Annotated in this window: 16 protein-coding genes; 5 read left to right on the top strand and 11 right to left on the bottom strand. The window is 40.5% G+C overall.

The genetic code is table 11. The features are described from left to right. The first annotated feature begins 7 nt into the window (after positions 1-7). Positions 8-385 carry a hypothetical protein gene (locus tag K0S23_RS02680; RefSeq protein WP_300353860.1) on the top strand — a complete coding sequence of 126 codons (378 nt, stop codon included), beginning with the start codon at positions 8-10 and terminating at the stop codon, positions 383-385. 219 nt (positions 386-604) lie between these two features. Here K0S23_RS02680 and hisIE read toward each other — a convergent pair whose 3' ends face one another. From hisIE to hisG, 8 genes are read right to left on the bottom strand one after another with little or no spacing between them, the layout of a single operon-like run. Then, positions 605-1,252, bottom strand: a complete 648-nt coding sequence (hisIE, locus tag K0S23_RS02675) for a bifunctional phosphoribosyl-AMP cyclohydrolase/phosphoribosyl-ATP diphosphatase HisIE (protein ID WP_300355351.1) — start codon at positions 1,250-1,252, stop codon at positions 605-607. A gap of 29 nt (positions 1,253-1,281) precedes the next feature. After that, positions 1,282-2,010, bottom strand: coding sequence for a hypothetical protein (locus K0S23_RS02670; RefSeq protein WP_300353858.1), 729 nt, complete (start codon positions 2,008-2,010; stop codon positions 1,282-1,284). A gap of 2 nt (positions 2,011-2,012) precedes the next feature. Beyond that, a complete protein-coding gene (hisF, locus tag K0S23_RS02665) occupies positions 2,013-2,768 on the bottom strand; it encodes an imidazole glycerol phosphate synthase subunit HisF (protein ID WP_300353855.1) in 756 nt (251 codons plus the stop codon). Continuing rightward, entirely contained in the window at positions 2,755-3,483 is a 729-nt protein-coding gene (hisA, locus tag K0S23_RS02660; RefSeq protein WP_300353853.1) for a 1-(5-phosphoribosyl)-5-[(5-phosphoribosylamino)methylideneamino]imidazole-4-carboxamide isomerase, read from the bottom strand. The genes hisF and hisA overlap by 14 nt, the downstream gene beginning before the upstream one ends. Beyond that, entirely contained in the window at positions 3,480-4,118 is a 639-nt protein-coding gene (locus K0S23_RS02655) for an imidazole glycerol phosphate synthase subunit HisH (RefSeq protein WP_300353851.1), read from the bottom strand. Before K0S23_RS02655 ends, hisA begins: the two co-directional genes overlap by 4 nt. Then, complete coding sequence (gene hisB, locus K0S23_RS02650; RefSeq protein ID WP_300353848.1) at positions 4,118-5,254, bottom strand: bifunctional histidinol-phosphatase/imidazoleglycerol-phosphate dehydratase HisB; 1,137 nt, start codon at positions 5,252-5,254, stop codon at positions 4,118-4,120. The genes K0S23_RS02655 and hisB overlap by 1 nt, the downstream gene beginning before the upstream one ends. Next, complete coding sequence (hisD, locus tag K0S23_RS02645; RefSeq protein WP_300353845.1) at positions 5,251-7,605, bottom strand: histidinol dehydrogenase; 2,355 nt, start codon at positions 7,603-7,605, stop codon at positions 5,251-5,253. Before hisD ends, hisB begins: the two co-directional genes overlap by 4 nt. Further along, positions 7,602-8,459 carry an ATP phosphoribosyltransferase gene (hisG, locus tag K0S23_RS02640; RefSeq protein WP_300353843.1) on the bottom strand — a complete coding sequence of 286 codons (858 nt, stop codon included), beginning with the start codon at positions 8,457-8,459 and terminating at the stop codon, positions 7,602-7,604. The genes hisD and hisG overlap by 4 nt, the downstream gene beginning before the upstream one ends. 1,028 nt (positions 8,460-9,487) lie before the next feature. Between hisG and K0S23_RS02635 the strand changes: the two genes are divergently transcribed. Continuing rightward, positions 9,488-10,462 (top strand): NAD(P)-dependent alcohol dehydrogenase, encoded by a 975-nt coding sequence (locus K0S23_RS02635; RefSeq protein WP_300353841.1) that lies wholly within the window; start codon positions 9,488-9,490, stop codon positions 10,460-10,462. A gap of 159 nt (positions 10,463-10,621) precedes the next feature. Here the strand turns inward: K0S23_RS02635 and K0S23_RS02630 are convergent, their stop codons facing one another. Then, the gene (locus tag K0S23_RS02630) at positions 10,622-10,903 is read right to left on the bottom strand and encodes a hypothetical protein (RefSeq protein WP_300353839.1); all 282 of its coding nucleotides are present in this window, start codon (positions 10,901-10,903) and stop codon (positions 10,622-10,624) included. 223 nt (positions 10,904-11,126) lie between these two features. Here K0S23_RS02630 and K0S23_RS02625 point away from each other — a divergent pair, with 223 nt between their 5' ends. After that, positions 11,127-11,693: a hypothetical protein gene (locus tag K0S23_RS02625; protein ID WP_300353836.1), complete on the top strand. Its 567-nt coding sequence runs from the start codon at positions 11,127-11,129 to the stop codon at positions 11,691-11,693. 3 nt (positions 11,694-11,696) lie between these two features. Here K0S23_RS02625 and K0S23_RS02620 read toward each other — a convergent pair whose 3' ends face one another. After that, on the bottom strand, positions 11,697-13,175 hold the full coding sequence (locus K0S23_RS02620; RefSeq protein WP_300353834.1) for an NAD(P)H-hydrate dehydratase: 1,479 nt from the start codon (positions 13,173-13,175) through the stop codon (positions 11,697-11,699). Positions 13,176-13,280: 105 nt separating this feature from the next. Between K0S23_RS02620 and K0S23_RS02615 the strand changes: the two genes are divergently transcribed. Beyond that, positions 13,281-13,928 carry a hypothetical protein gene (locus tag K0S23_RS02615; RefSeq protein ID WP_300353831.1) on the top strand — a complete coding sequence of 216 codons (648 nt, stop codon included), beginning with the start codon at positions 13,281-13,283 and terminating at the stop codon, positions 13,926-13,928. 369 nt (positions 13,929-14,297) lie between these two features. On the opposite strand, the gene hemB is transcribed toward K0S23_RS02615, so the two are convergent. Beyond that, positions 14,298-15,272 carry a porphobilinogen synthase gene (gene hemB / locus K0S23_RS02610; RefSeq protein WP_300353828.1) on the bottom strand — a complete coding sequence of 325 codons (975 nt, stop codon included), beginning with the start codon at positions 15,270-15,272 and terminating at the stop codon, positions 14,298-14,300. Between the two features lie 310 nt (positions 15,273-15,582). Here hemB and K0S23_RS02605 point away from each other — a divergent pair, with 310 nt between their 5' ends. Continuing rightward, positions 15,583-16,470 carry a hypothetical protein gene (locus K0S23_RS02605; protein ID WP_300353825.1) on the top strand — a complete coding sequence of 296 codons (888 nt, stop codon included), beginning with the start codon at positions 15,583-15,585 and terminating at the stop codon, positions 16,468-16,470.

The raw sequence follows: 16,470 nt of genomic DNA, 5'->3' as shown, positions 1-16,470 counted from the left end.
TTTCACTATGAGCGCTCCCAAACAAAAGACATCCAATCCTGCTAAAACTGTTCTGACAATCGTTGTCGGTTTTATACTAGTCTATCTCATCACGAAAATGAAATGGAGCTTGTCGGTAGCGTTTTTTGTAGGTTTAGCAGGAGTATTATCCAATTTCATTGCCAAACAGATCGATTTCGTATGGATGAAACTGACATTGGTATTAAGCTACATCGTTCCGAATATTGTATTGACACTCATTTTCTACTTATTCCTGTTCCCCATTGCCATGCTGACAAGACTATTCGGTAAAAAGGACCAGATGAATCTGAAAAACACTGCAAGTACCTTATTCAAGCACCACGAAAAAGTCTTTGATAAGGCTTATTTTGAGAAGCATTGGTAAAAGTTTGTAAACCATTTAGTTAATTGGTTTTGTAAATAAATGAGTTAACATGTTCACAGTAAGTCTATCGTTTCAATATCCATTCCTGACAAAATAACGCATTCGAAGAATCCTGGAAAGAAGTCACCATGCTCATTTACCCACACGACGGCAGTTTAGGCTCCCGACTCTATAAATCCAGCGAAACTTCCTACATAAGCAATACTCAATATCATCTTATCACTCCTTCACTCTACTACTCAAAACACCTAAAATCTCATCCAAACCTACTTCTTTCGCTCTCAGCAGAATCAAATAATGAAACAGCAGATCTGCCGCTTCTTCTTTGAACAATTCAGGCTTATCCCGCATCGCTTCAATGACAATCTCTACTCCTTCCTCTCCTACTTTTTGAGCAATTTTGGGTAATCCTTTTTCAATCAAAGATTGAATATAAGATCCTTCCTTCGGATTTGAAAAGCGATCATCTATCGTATCAATGAGTTTGCTCAGGGTATCGAACGGAGCTGGTTTCACCTCACCAAAGCAGGAAACAGCCCCCGTATGACAAGTCGGACCTTTAGCTTTCGCCTGAATGAGCAAGGTGTCTTCGTCACAATCCAATGACCAATCAACCAATTCCAGGTAATTACCCGAAGTCTTTCCCTTTAACCAAATTTCATTCCGGGAACGTGAAAAGAAGGTCACCAATTTGCTTTCCAAAGTTTGTTTGAATGATTCTTCATTCATATAGCCCAGCATCAAAATCTCTCTTGTTTTGTAATCCTGGATAATTGCCGGAATTAATACGTTTTCGTTGTATTTCATAATACTGCTTTTTGCTTCCCTTTTACGCTTGTGCCAAAGCTTCGACGCAGGAGGAAAAATGAGGGGAGGATATTCTATTACTGAGTTTCTTATTCATATTTCTTTGCTTCTTTTTGGGGATCTATCCCCCTTTGAATATCTGCTTTAGTATCCTCTAACCAAGTGGAATAGATATTTCCGATTTTTTTTGGAGTTATCTCTTTTAATGAATAATCAAATTGTGATAAATCTGAACTTATCGCTTTTTTTTCTTTTTTAATCACACTTCTATTCTTCAAATAACAAATAGTCTCCGAAATATCCCAACTGGTGGATGATGTGTCTGTAGACCATTCTAAAATATCCAAATCAAAATGCCTTGAAAAAATTAAACTGTCATTTCTGAAAACATATTGTGCATTGTCAAAACCATACTCTCCTGCATCTCCTTTGAAGAAATAAATTTTAATATTCTCTTTTGAATTGGTCAATATCTCATAGGATTGACAGTAATCTCCCAGACAAATTTCTCTACCCTGTTTTACTTTTGAAAAAGCATTGGTTTTATATTTCTTCCACAATTTGTCAAAAAAAGCATTTTCAACCGGCGATTCAAAGATGTAGATGCTATTCAAGGGATAGCAACTATACATGTCGAACGGATTATCTTCTTTTTGTTCATCGCCAAATACAGGTTTGGGGTGAGTGATTTCAATTTGTTTATCCGAATGATCAGATGATGGGGGCTTTTTACCAGTTTTTTCATTACAGGAAACTATTAGTGCAACTGCCCAAATTGACAGGATAGTAAGATTCGTTTTATTTCTTTGTTTTTTCATAATCAGACACGTATTCTATTGTTAATTTTTAATTTATCCTTCAATTCAAGAATAGAAATTTCACCAAAATGAAAGATACTCGCTGCCAAGCCACCGGTAACAGTAGTTTGTGTGAAAAGCTCTTCAAAATGCTGCGCTTTTCCTGCTCCTCCGGAAGCTATGATCGGAACGGAAACAAGCTGCCCTGCTTTCTTGTAAAATTCTAGCGCGAAACCACTTTTCGTCCCATCGCCATCCATGGATGTAATAAGTAATTCCCCAGCTCCCAGGAAAACTGCTTTTTGAAGCCATTCCAAAGCGTCCATTCCGGTGTCGCGTTTTCCTCCATGTGTGTGAACTGTCCAGCTGTTTCCTGTTTTTCGGATATCTATCGCAACAACCACACACTGACTCCCGAATGCTCCTGCCAGTTCCGAGATCAGTTCCGGACGTTTAACAGCAGATGAATTTACGGAGATTTTATCAGCCCCGCTTCGTAGTAACATTCTTGCCGCTTCAACTGATGAGATTCCTCCTCCAACTGTAAAAGGTATATTTACCTGGGCTGCAACAGCTTTCACAATTGGAAGAAAAGTATTCCGTTCTTCATTCGTAGCTGAAATATCCAATAAAACCAACTCATCGGCGCCTTGTCCGGCATAAAATCCAGCCAATTGAACCGGATCGCCCGCATCCTGTATTGCTTCGAAGTTGATTCCCTTTACTGTTCTTCCGTTTTGAACATCCAAACAGGGAATGATGCGTTTATATACCTGCATCGTTAAAAACTTTTAATTCGTTTAATGTGATCTTTCCGTCCAACAGGGCTTTTCCTATGACACAAGCATAGCAGCCGGTTTTCCTGAGTTCTTTCAAATCGGACATGGATTCTACTCCACCACTTGCAATCCATCGCTGATCCGGGAATTTTTGCATAAGTTCCTGGTACAGATCAAGACTTGGTCCTGTTCCCGTGCCATCCCTGCGGATATCGGTTGTAAGAATCGTTAAGTCTTTGAATTCACTGAAATGCTTCATGGATTCTTCCAAGGTCTTCCCTGAAGAATCCTGCCAGCCGTTGATCTTCAGGCTTATCCCGTCTGTATCCAGCGCAAGAATGAACCGCTCCGTTCCGAATTCTTTGATCCACATAACAACCGTCTCCGGTTCATTTACACACAAACTCCCGATCACTACTTGGTTTGCTCCCGATTCCAGTAAGCTTTCAATATCTTCAATGCTTTTGATTCCCCCGCCAAAATCAACTTTTAGATTCGTGTTGGCAGCTATTTCTTTTAACAGGGATTGATGAACCAATTGTCCGGTTTTGGCACCTGAAAGGTCTACCAAATGCAAATATTCCAGCCCGCTTTCTGCAATTTCCTTTGCATACTCGAGCGGATCGAGTAAATAAGATGTTTGCTGCTTAAAATTCCCTTGCAGTAAGCGCACAACACGCTTGTTAATGAGGTCTATTGCGGGTATTGCTATCATAATGCTAAAAATTGACTTAATAATTGTTCTCCGGCCGTTCCGCTTTTTTCAGGGTGAAATTGTACGCCGTAAAAATTATCTTTTTTTAAGGCAGCAGAAAACGGAGCCGGATAAGACGCAATTCCCCAGGTTTCTTTGCAGATTGCTGCGGCATAACTGTGAACGAAGTAAAACGCTTCCGATCTTCCGTTTAATTGAACGTCGTTCCAGCCCATGTGAGGAACGGGATAATTCAAAGTCCCATCTCCGAATTCTTTACTTGACTTGTCTGTTTGCCATTTGGATAATCCGCGAATTCTCGAACTCGTGAACTGTGATTGAATCGATTCAATTCGAACCCGGAAAATGCCCAAGCCATCTAAATCTCCTTCGTCATTCCAGCCGCACATCAGTTGCATTCCCAAACAAATTCCCAAAACCGGTTGTGTTAATTTTGGGATCACTTCATCTAATCCATGATCTTTCAACTGTTTCATTGCGCTTTTGGCATGTCCTACTCCCGGAAAAACAACATGTGTGGCTGAACGTATTTCTTGTTCATTATTCGTTAAAATTGTTTCAATTCCTAGTCTTTTAAAGGCTTGCTGTACGGAAAATAAGTTCCCTGCTCCATAATCGATAATTACCACTTTCATTAGATCGTGTTTTTGGTTGTCGGAAGAAGATCCGGATTTCCAGTTCGACGTTTTGCCATCAGGATGGCTTTCGCAAAAGCTTTAAAAATAGCTTCAACTTTGTGATGTTCGTTTTCACCTGTTGCTTGAATATAAATATTGCAACGTGCTGTAAAACAGAACGATTTGAAAAAGTGCTGAACCATTTCCGTCGGCAGCTTCCCCACAAATTCCCGGTTCAATTCCACCTTCCAGATCAACTCCGGCCGACCTCCAAAATCTATGGCGCAGGTAGCAAAACAATCGTCCATTGGCAAGCAGAAACCATAACGCTCAATTCCCCGTTTGGATCCAAGAGCCTGATCAATAGCCTGACCCAGGGTTAAAGCTGTATCCTCTACTGTGTGATGCTCATCGATCTGCAAATCCCCCTTCATCATCAATTCCAGGTCCAATTGTCCGTGACGTGCCAATTGGTCCAGCATGTGGTCGAAAAAGTGGATTCCGGTTGAAATTTTCGAAATGCCTGTTCCATCTAAGTCCAGAACAAGTGAACAGTCTGTTTCTGCCGTAGTTCTTCGAGTGCTTATTTTCCGGGTTCCCAATCGCAGATCCGAAACCAAATCGGCCCAACTTGGTACTTTTCGTCGGATAACATGTTCGAGTTCCTGCCGGGAGAACTGCAATTCGCTTCCGACTTCAATTTCCTGAGTTTGTATATAAAATGCCCGGCATCCGAGATTCTTCGCTAATTCCACGTCTGTCCAGCGGTCTCCGATCACAAATGAGTTTTTCAAATCATATTCTTCCGATAAATACTTCGTCAGCATACCTGTACGCGGTTTACGCTTCAGTGAATTCTCTTCGGGAAAAGACCGGTCGATACATTCTTCGGAAAAAACAATTCCTTCACTTCTCAGGATATCCAGCATCAATTGATGTGGCCCGATAAAATCCTCATAAGGAAAGACTGCTGAGCCTAAGCCATCCTGGTTGGTTACTAAAACCAATTCGTATTCGTCCCAGGAAACAATGGTTTTTAAGGCTGAAATGACTCCTTCCAAAAACTGCAGCTTAGCGTATGAATCAACCTGGAAACCGGGTGGTTCTTTAATAATTGTTCCGTCGCGGTCAATAAAAATTACTTTCTTTTTCATAATGTTTGCATGATTTGAATGAATTGGTCGTTTTCTGCTTTCGTACCGATACTTACTCTCAAGGTGTCGGAACAATTAAACAAGTTGCTTCTATCCCGTACCACGATTCCATTTTCAATAAGTTTTTTATAAACCTTTGAAGCATCCGGCACACGGAACAGGATGAAATTGGCTTCTGATGGAAACACCTTCGTAACAGCGGAATTGGATTTTAAATAATCTGAAAGGCGCTTCCGTTCACGGATGATCTCAGCTCGCACCTCTTTCCAGGAAATTGTTTCCAACTCTTTCATTGCGGTTTCCTGAACGGGTGAACTTAAATTATAAGGTGGTTTAATCCGGTTCAAAGCAGTGATCCATTCCTTTGATGCGATAGCCATTCCAATACGCAATCCTGCCATTCCATAAGCTTTGGAGAGCGTTTGAACCACGATCAGGTTGGGATAATTCTCCACTTCATCAACTAAAGAATAAGCCGGACAAAAATCAATGTATGCTTCGTCAATAACTACTAATCCTTCAAATTCCCTGACGATCCTGATCAATTCTTCCCTGGAGATCACGCCTCCGGTCGGGTTATTCGGATTGCAGATAATCAGTAACTTAGCACCTTTCGATTGAAGTAGAATTTCAGAGGATGTAACCCGAAAGTCTTCGGACAGGTTGATTTCCTTCGTTCTCAAACCATTTATTTGCGTAAGCACTGAATACATCCCGTAAGAAGGATTCAGGTAAGCAACGGAATCCAAAAAAGGACAGGTCGTTAAGCGGAAAATCAAATCGAGTACTTCATCCGAACCATTTCCTAAAAACAGCTTATCGGGATTTAAACCCTTTATTCCGGCTATCACTTCTTTGAGCTTTTTTTGCTGCGGATCCGGATAGCGGTTATATCCGGTTACGAGGCTGTTTTCATTTGCATCCAAAAACACTTCGCCCATTCCTTCATATTCATCCCTGGCAGAGCTGTACTGACGAATATTCCTCAAATCCTCCCGGATAAATTTCTCAATATCGGATATGGAAGCAAAAAGAGAGCTAAGTCCAGGAACAAAAGTAGATTGAGCGGAGTCGAAGCCTGCTTTTAGCCGGACTTTCACTGCATTGGCGTGTCCCTGTAATCCTTCTGCTTCCGCCATTGTTATAACAGTTTGACCAAGATTCTTCAATCCTTCATTACTCACTTTTTGATACGTGATTTTCTTTACAAAAGAGTCTAGTGAAACACCGCTGTAAGCACGTGCAAATCCTGCAGTTGGTAAAGTGTGATTCGTTCCTGATGCGTAATCACCGAAACTTTCGGCACTATTCCTCCCGATAAAAACGCTTCCGGCATTTGTAACCTTGCGTGCCAGGAGGTCTTCATATTCCCCCATAACAATCAAATGCTCCGGAGCGTACGAATTAATGATACCTGCCCATTTTTCCACCTCAACGACAAAAGCTGCACTTGAATTCAATGCTTCCCGGGCAATCTCTGCTCTTGGAAGTTCCTTCAATTGATATTCAACTTCCCCTAACACCTCTTGGAGGTATTGCGGATTATCTGTTAGAAAAACGACGTGTGAATCAGTTCCGTGTTCGGCTTGGGCCAATAGATCAGCTGCCACAAAAGCTGCCGGAATGGAATCATCTGCTGCAACAAGCACTTCGGATGGTCCGGCAGGCATGTCAATTGCAATTCCCAAACTCTGAGCGTAGACTTTTGCTGCTGTCACGTATTGATTTCCGGGACCAAAAATCTTGTCTGCTTTCGGAATGTTTTCGGTTCCCAAACTCATCGCTGCAATGGCTTGAGCTCCTCCGACCTTGTAAACCGACTCAATTCCTGCCGTTTTGGCCGCAAATAGGATTGCAGGGTGAATTCGCCCCACTTTATTTGGTGGTGTGCATAAATAACGAACCGGATTACTGGCAATTTTTGCTGGAATGCCAAGCATAAGTACGGTCGAAAATAAAGGTGCCGTTCCTCCGGGAATATACAATCCGACTGTTTGAATCGGAACAGATTTTCGCCAGCAAAGCACTCCGGGAGTTGTTTCTACTTCAGTTTCTCTGTTTTCCTGGGATCTGTGAAAACGTTCAATGTTTTGTGCTGCTGTTTGAATGGCAGTTTTCAATTTAGGCGGAAGAACTTGTTCTGCTTCTTCAAATTCTTTATCTGAAACTAATAAACAGTCTGTTCTTGCCTGATCGAATTGAAGGGTGAATCTCTTTAAGGCTTCGTCTTTTTCTGCTTCAACCATAGCAAACACTTCCGAAATCAAAGAATCCAGATTTACGGACTCCAGTTTCGGACGACTTAACGCCAGGGTCAACTCGCTTTCGGATGGATTAATCAAAACTTTCATGAAACCATTTTTTCAATTGGACAAACTAAGATCCCTTCTGCACCAGCCTCCTTCAACTGTTGCACAATCTTCCAAACTTCCTTTTGTTTTACAACGGAATGAACACTTACCCAGCCTTCAATTGCCAATGGTAAAATGGTTGGACTTTTCATTCCGGGAAGAATCTGACAAATCGTATCTAATTGATCTTTTGGGACATTCAACAGGATGTATTTATTTTCGTTTGCAGCTAAAACGGATTGAATGCGGAATACTAACTGATCCAGCAATGCTTGTTTCTCCGAATCAAAATTCCGTCCTCTTATAAGAACCGCTTCGGAATACAGGAAAGGAAATACTTCGCGCAAGTTGTTTTGAAACAGGGTGTTTCCCGTTGAAACAATGTCTGCAACTGCATCTGCCAAATTTAATGATGGTGCGATTTCTACAGATCCGGAAATGGTGTGAATATCTGCATTCACTCCTTCCTTTTGCAAGTATTTCCGTACTGAATTCGGATAGGAAGTTGCAATGCGTTTTCCCTGGAGATCTTGGGCGGTTTGAATCCCTGAAGTTTTGGGAACAGCGAAAGACAACCTGCATTGTGAAAAATTGAGCGTCTGGACGATCTCTACCGGACTTTCATCCTCTTCCAATAGATTCGAACCTACAATCCCCAGGTCTACCACTCCATCCGCTACATATTGAGGAATGTCGCTGTTGCGAAGGAATAATAGTTCTGCCGGATAATCGGAGGTGATGACTTTCAATTGACCATCGCGGTAATCTACCTTCAGTCCGCATTCTTTAAGCAGTTTCAAAGAACCCTCACGGAGTCTGCCTGATTTTTGTAAAGCAATAATTAAACGTTTCATGTTTTAAATTAAAGCCTGACTTTCAAAAGAGTGTTGGAATAAAAAGACAACAAAAAACCCGCTTGAAAGCCAAGCGGGTTAAAGAGTTATATAGATACAATCATCTCACCAAAGCGCTTAGCTGAGCAAACCATGATGATGTTGATGTAAGAATGTTGTCATTTTCATGAGGCAAATATAGACAAGATTTGAAAGGATGCAAGAAATTGATTGAAAATACATTGGACAGTACTACCCCATTCTTTTGAAAAAACCATACAATCAACAGCGAAATGAGTTAAATTTATTGCAAAGAAAAACCTTTGTGTTCTTCGTGTTCTTTGTGGTTAAAAATCTGCGCCTTCTGCGATATCCGCGGGAGATAATATCCAAACTCATCACATTTCTCAGCTAAACACAAACAAACCATAGATTAATAACGATACTTATAATACCCCTTGAATCTGCGCCTTCTGCGTCATCTGCGGGAGATAAAAAGTCGATGAGTATCTAAAGTCATTAAGACACCAATTACCACATGTATAAAACCTTCGTGTGCCTCGTGTTCTTTGTGGTTAAAAATCTGCACCTTCTGCGATATCCGCGGGAAATAATATCCAAACTCATCACATTTCTCAGCTAAACACAAACAAACCATAGATTAATAACGATCCTTATAATACCCCTTGAATCTGCGCCTTCTGCGTCATCTGCGGGAAATAAAAAAGTTGATGAGTGTCAAAGTCATAACGACACCTATTACCAGATGTATAAAACCTTCGTGTTCTTTGTGGTTAAAAAATCTGCGGGATCTGCGAGATCTGCGGGAGATAAAAAATCGATGAGCATCAAAGTCATAAAGTCACCATTACCACATGTATAAAACCTTCGTGTTCTTTGTGGTTAAAAATCTGCGAGATCTGCGGGAGATAAAAAAATCGATGAGCATCAAAGTCATAAAGGCAGTAATTGGCAGTTAAAAAATCTTCATGTACCTTGCAGTGAAAAATCCGCGGAAACAAAAAAACCGATTATACTAGTATTAAGAAATGAAAGCTGCAATAAGAAGATCCTATGGTTCACCGCAAAATATTCAAATTGAAGAAATTGAGAGACCGGTTCCAAATGACAATGAAGTACTCATAAAAGTAATGGCTACCACAGTTAACCGGACAGATTGTGCTAATCTTACTGCTAAACCCTTTATTATGCGCCTGGTTCTTGGTTTGTTTAATCCGCGGAAAATAACCCTGGGAACTGATTTTGCCGGAATAGTTGTGGAAACAGGAAAGAATATTCAGGATTTCAACCTAAATGACCGGGTGTTTGGATTTACGGATCTGGGTTTGGAATCACAGGCAGAATATGTGAAGATCGTTCCAAAAGGGAATTTATTAATAATGCCTGAAAAGTCTGATTTTAAACAGGCCGCAGCGAGTTTGGAGGGTGCTCATTATGCCTATTCTTTTATACAAAGAGCGAAAATAAAACCAGGTCAAAGCATTCTGATTCATGGTGCAACAGGAGCAATTGGGTCCGCATCATTGCAGTTTGCGAAGCAGTTTGATGTTCGGATAACTGCTACCTGTAACACAAAGAACATCCCCTTGATTCAATCACTAGGAGCCGATAAAGTCATTGATTTTACCAAAGATGATTTCACTAAGGACACTGAAAAATATGATTTGATATTTGATGCTGTTGGAAAAAGCACCTTCGGAAAATGCAAATCCTTATTAAAGAATGGAGGAATCTATATTTCTTCGGAATTGGGCCCTTATGCTCAAAATCCCTTTTTAGCCTTGTTCCCTTCCCTCGGGGATAAAAAGAAGGTCATCTTCCCTATTCCGTTCAGTGTTCAAAAAACACTCCCCTACATTAAGAACCTTTTGGAAAAGGAGCAATTTAAGCCTGTGATCGATCGCGAATATTCCCTGGATGAAATCTCAAAGGCATATGAATATGTAATGACAGGAGAGAAAACCGGAAATGTGATCATTTCCCTTGAAAACACTGAAGACTAATACCCATCAGCTTCTCAAAATGTGAATTCTTTCCGAACCTAACAATACTTCGGAGTCACTGGCCTCAAGTCTTAAAATCCTGATGTCCTAACATCTTAATGTCCAAAAAAATCCCGGCCTATCGAAATAAACCAGGATCCTCATTCTGTTATGTTAGATTTACTCGATCGTAATGCAACCATTTTTAATAGAAATCTTAGCTCCGTCTTTCACTTTCACCCAACCGCATTCGGTTTTGATCTCTACTTCTGAAGCACTTGTTTGAACTGACGCCGAACTTGTTGTAGAACTGCTGAATTCAATCTTTTGAGTAGATCCGTTCGATCTTACTTCCATGGTGTACTTTTCGGAATCCTTGTTGTAATAACGGATTGTGAATGCACTCGCAACGTTCGCTAAAAGCAAAAATGCTGCAGATAAAAAGGCCATTTTTAATTTCATAAGCTGGATATTTAAGTTATTATAGCAGTGAATATACTTATTACTGAAAATTTACACCATTTCTGAGATGTTAAATTGATATTCGCCCGCTTTGAACTTATATCCGTACCCTAAGGTGATTCTTTTTTAATTCAAAATCTGTGTTTATTTAATAGATCCGGATGCTTTAATAAACTCATACTGATCCTAAGGATTTCGTGGAAATTATAGCTACCTTTAGAATATGTGCATTCAGAAATTTATTTGTGTTTTTATTTGTGGGATCTCTCTTGTTTCCTGTAATAAAGGAAAGCCATTACCGGTTCCGGAAATGACAACTTCTTTTGTCAAGAACTCTGACACAAATTTAAGCGGATCAGTCTTTTTTATCGGTCCTGAATTAGATTCTGTGAATATGGAAATCATTGCAGCTTGCGATTGTTGCGCAAGTGACCTGGCCTTTCCGAATGATTCATCCTTTCTTTATGTGGAACGCTGTATGGGTGGTGATGTTTATGTGAAAGGGAATTACCTGATTTTCGGAAATGTGCTGTTCTTGCATACGGACAACAAAATTGTTTCTTCTGAATACGAAATCTCACCCGATACTGACCTTACACCAAAATATGAAGTTATTCAGCAAAAAGGAACTTATCACGCTTACCTGATTTCAAACCTGAAAGGGAAAGAAGTGATTTCTTTTACCAAAGACGATTTCGCTGAATATGGAATGCCCACTCAAATTTCCATAAGCAGTTTCCTGGAAGAGTTTCGAAAAGAGAAAGTCTTAAGAGAATTCCTTAGTGATTGATTCTTATTCTATTCTCAGACTGGCAATCAGATCGCTTGCCAGCATCGCCCGCTCTCCTTTCGCTTCTTTTGCTTTGTCGCCGGCTAAACCATGGTGGAAAACAGCTGTTCTGGCAGCATCAAACGACTTGATTCCCTGTGCTAAACATCCCAGAATGATTCCTGTCAATACATCACCCGAACCGCCTTTTGCCATTCCCGGATTCCCGGTGGAATTAAAACTCACTGCTCCCCTCGGATTAATAACCGCTGTTATGGCATCTTTTAAAACCAATATGCAGTTATTCGTTCCGGCAAAATGAACGGCTCGTTCCAAACGCTCCAAACTGTCCTCAAACGAACCTGCCAGGCGCTCAAACTCCTTCGGATGTGGTGTCAAAATACAGTTTTCATGTAGCTTCTCCAATAATTCAGGATGTTGTGCAAGCACATTCAACGCATCAGCATCTATTACACAGGGCAATTTGGACTCTAGTACCTTTTCCAAAGCCAGGCGTGTTCCTTTTGCGGTTCCCAGTCCCGGCCCGATTCCAATGGCCGAAAAGCCGGTAAGTTTTGGTAAACATTCGCCGCTGAGTTTGTTTTCAGCTGAATCCCATTGAACCATCGCTTCGGGAATCCGCTGATGCAAACTGTATTTTCCCTGGGAAACTGTGTGAACGGTCAATAAACCGATTCCCGACCGCAAACAGGCTTCTGAACTGAGCAGGCACGCCCCCATTTTACCATCACTTCCGGCAATCAATAAGGCATGACCGTAAGTTCCTTTATGTGAAAATCGCTTTCTTCCTGGAATAAGAGCTTTGACAGCGTCTTCCCTAATCAATTCGTAGGGTGTATATTGTTTCTTACTTTCCGATTGGTCCAATCCAATATCCAGCACTTTCCAATCACCTGCAAATTCAGCAGTTTCCGGTAAGAGGAATGTGAGTTTCGGAGCATGGAAGGTGAATGTTTTTGTGGCCCTGACAATGCAATTATGGGTTGGAAGTTCATCAGCTGGCAAACCCGAAGGCATATCTACGGAATAAACTCCACAGGAAACGGAATTTATCCATTCAATGGCGCGCTTTAATTCATTTTCCGGTTCCCGGTTCGAACCGATTCCCAGTAAAGCATCAATGACGATGGTTTTTTCATTCCAATCTGGCTCCTGGTTTTCATTATTCCAGATCAGCACATTGGTTTTAACCAGGTCAAACTGAACCTGGCAGTCGGGACTCATTGATCCGAAAGGAACCAGGTAGCAGCGGGCGTTTATTCCAACCAGTCTGAGATAACGGAATATGACAAAACCGTCTCCCCCGTTATTCCCCGTCCCGCATAGAACAATAAGGGAATTATCCGCTGAAATATCCTGCAGGATTTCATCTGTAAAAACCTGGGAAGCCCTGTTCATCAGATCTGTTGATGAAATCGGTTCGTGCTCTATCGTATACTGATCAAGATACTTTTGTTGCTTGCCTGATAAAATCTGCATCATACTACAAAATACAAAAAATCTCCGGCCATGCTCTACTTCGCACGAAAAATCATGTGCTTCATTTTTAAACGAAATAAAGTAACTTTAGCCATCTAAAACCGGAATATGTCAGAATTCATCGCCTATGAGAAGTTTGCAACGATCCCTGAATTGAAAGAGTTTGTTGAACTTTTGAAATCCAATAACATTCCTTACGAATTGGAAGATGATGTTGAAATATTCGATGTGAGTTTTGCAAATAATAATCATCACCGGGATTACCGGATCAAATTATACCCGGAAGATTTTGATAGAGTCAACGAACTTCGAAATGCGATCGCAGGTTCTGAACTGGATCAGGTAGATCCGGGTTATTACCTGTTTGACTTTACGGATGAAGAATTAATAGACCTGATCTCGAAACAGGATGAATGGAGCCCTTTTGATTTCCAATTGGCTCAAAAGATTTTGAAAGATCGCGGAAACGAAGTGACCCCTCAGAAAATAAACCAATTGAAAGAACAACGCTTGGAAGAACTTTCTGAACCGGAAAAGCACGATACATTCTGGATTGGTCTGGGATATGTTTTCGCTTTCCTGGGAGGTTTAATCGGCATTATTATCGGATACTACATTATTTCCAGCAAGAAAACACTTCCAAATGGAGAACGTGTGTTTACTTATACGGAAGCGGATAGAAAACATGGTAGCAGGATTTTATTAATTGCAATTACGGCAATCATCCTTGCAATCGCTTTTCGGATTATAAATTAAAAATAACTAACTGTATTCTTATTATTTGAATAATTATCATTGTGTTAATGATTAATTCAATTCTCTGGAATTATCCGGGAAAGCTATCGTCTAACTTTAATCTCCCGTTTCAGCTTCCTTAATTTCACAATTTTATAGCGCTGATAAGGTTTCTTTCGGATTATCCAAAGAAGGTTGAAAAAAAGTATAATAACCCAAATAAAATAGATCATCTTTCAATTGTTTACGAATTACGTCATGAGGTTGAAGTGTTGGGACACGAATTAATATGCTCGCATTAACCCTCTATATTTCAAAGTCTTATAAGTTGTTATCTAAAGCTCGTGACGTAATATTGCGGAATTACGTCCATCAAGCTGACGAAATGAATTATGAGTCATGAATTAATCTCGCCGCATCCGGAGCAAAATAAGTTAGGATTCCATCTGCTCCTGCTCTGCGAATACTCAACAACATCTCCATAACTGCACGATCATAATCCAGCCAGCCGTTTTTAGCTGCCGCATAAACCATGGCACACTCTCCGCTTACATTGTATGCTGTGATCGGTGTGGCAAAATTCTCTTTCAACAAATGAATGATATCCAAATAACACAAAGCCGGTTTCACCATGATGAAATCTGCACCTTCCGCAATGTCCAATTCCGCTTCGATCAGTGCTTCGCGCTTATTAGCCGGATTCATTTGATAGGTTTTCTTGTCTCCGCTTTTGGGTGCTGAATTTAACGCGTCGCGAAATGGTCCGTAGAAAGCACTGGCATATTTTGCGGTGTATGACATGATTGAAACATCCTGGAAACCTGCATTATCCAGCTCATCGCGGATAAAACCTACCCGCCCGTCCATCATGTCGGAAGGACCGATAATATCAATTCCTGCCTGCGCCTGCGCTACCGACATTCTACCAAGGATATCCAGCGTCGGGTCGTTTACGATCTTTCCGTCAATTACCAATCCGTCATGTCCGTCGGAAGAATACGGATCCAATGCCACATCCGACATTAAAACTGCTTCCGGGAACTTTTCTTTCAGAGTTCGGATAATGTGTAGGTAGAAATTCTCGTCTGCATAACTATAACTCCCGATCTGATCTTTCAAATGTTCGTCTACTGCAGGAAATAAGTCAAAGGTTTTAATACCCAGGTTCATCCACTTTTCAAACTCCGGAAGCAACTGATCGATACTCCAGCGATAATTCCCCGGTAAGGAAGAAACTTCTTCGCGGATATTTTTCCCATCCTTTAAAAACAAAGGATAGATCAGGTGCTGGGATCCCAACTGTGTTTCTTCTACCATTGCGCGGATAGCTGCACTTTTGCGGTTTCTTCGTGGACGGATATTCATAATTTAAATTTTACGATGAGATTCCAAGTAATCAAAACTTTGCGCTCTTTCACTCTTTGCGGTTAAATTTGGATTTAAATTTTTACCGCAGAGGCACGAAGAACGCAGAAGACCCGAATCAAAACAATAGTCTTAATTTCTGATGATCACTGCACTCTTATAACAGTGATACAAATTTAATTAGAATCCGGAACTATTCGTTCAAATCATCGTTTTAAACAATTCTGATTCAGAATTATCAACAAGGAAGTTCTGTTAACATTTTTTTGTATATTTTCGTCAGTACGTTAACGAAGAAACAATGCGACTTATGAATAAGCTATTAACTACTTTCACAATAAGTACCGGGATTGTACTTATGATTAGCTCTTGTGGTTCAGAAGAGGAAAAAAAGCCTGAAATAAGTAAAGAAGTTATTGACCCCAATAGCTCTTTGAATGCGAAGTTTGATGATAAGATCTTCAGTATTCCCTCTCCTATGCAAATGGCAGTGCTCCTGGAAGAATCCAAATCGCCTTATAACGAATTCTTATTAAATGACCTGGATAAGGTGGGCGATTATACTTCCGAGTATAAGAAAGCCCTGAACCTGGGAATCTACGGTACGGATCTTGGTTACGTTTCGATCTACAAACAAAACAGCATCGCTTTAAAGTATCTTTCTACTATCGAAAAATTAACCAGTAAACTTGGATTGGAAGGTGCTTTCGACAAAGATTTCATGTCTCGCTTTGAAAAGAATTCCACGAATAAGGATTCTATGATGGTGATTGTTTCCGATGCCTTCAAAAAATCTGACAATTTCCTGAAATCAAATAACCGTAAAAGTGTTTCTGCACTTATTCTTGTCGGTGGTTGGATCGAATCCATGTATTTGGCTTGCAACATCAATAAAGAAAACGAAAATCAAAAGATCTTGGATCGTATTGCTGAGCAAACAGAAACTTTAAAAACCATTATCGAACTCCTTTCAGACTACAATAAAAAAGGTGAATGGGATGAGTTGATCAATGACATGAAAGATTTGAAATTCTATTTCGATCAGATCACGATCAAATATGAATACATGGCTCCGGTTACAAATGCCAAAAAGAAAACAACAACTTTAAGACATAAAACCGTGGTAACAGTTGACTCCAGCACCCTGAATTTTATTAATCAGAAAATCGAATCAATTCGAGGAAAAGTAATCGAATAA

This window comes from Fluviicola sp. (assembly GCF_029266855.1).
GTDB lineage: Bacteria > Bacteroidota > Bacteroidia > Flavobacteriales_D > Crocinitomicaceae > Fluviicola.
This window is presented reverse-complemented; position numbering and strand designations above follow the sequence as displayed.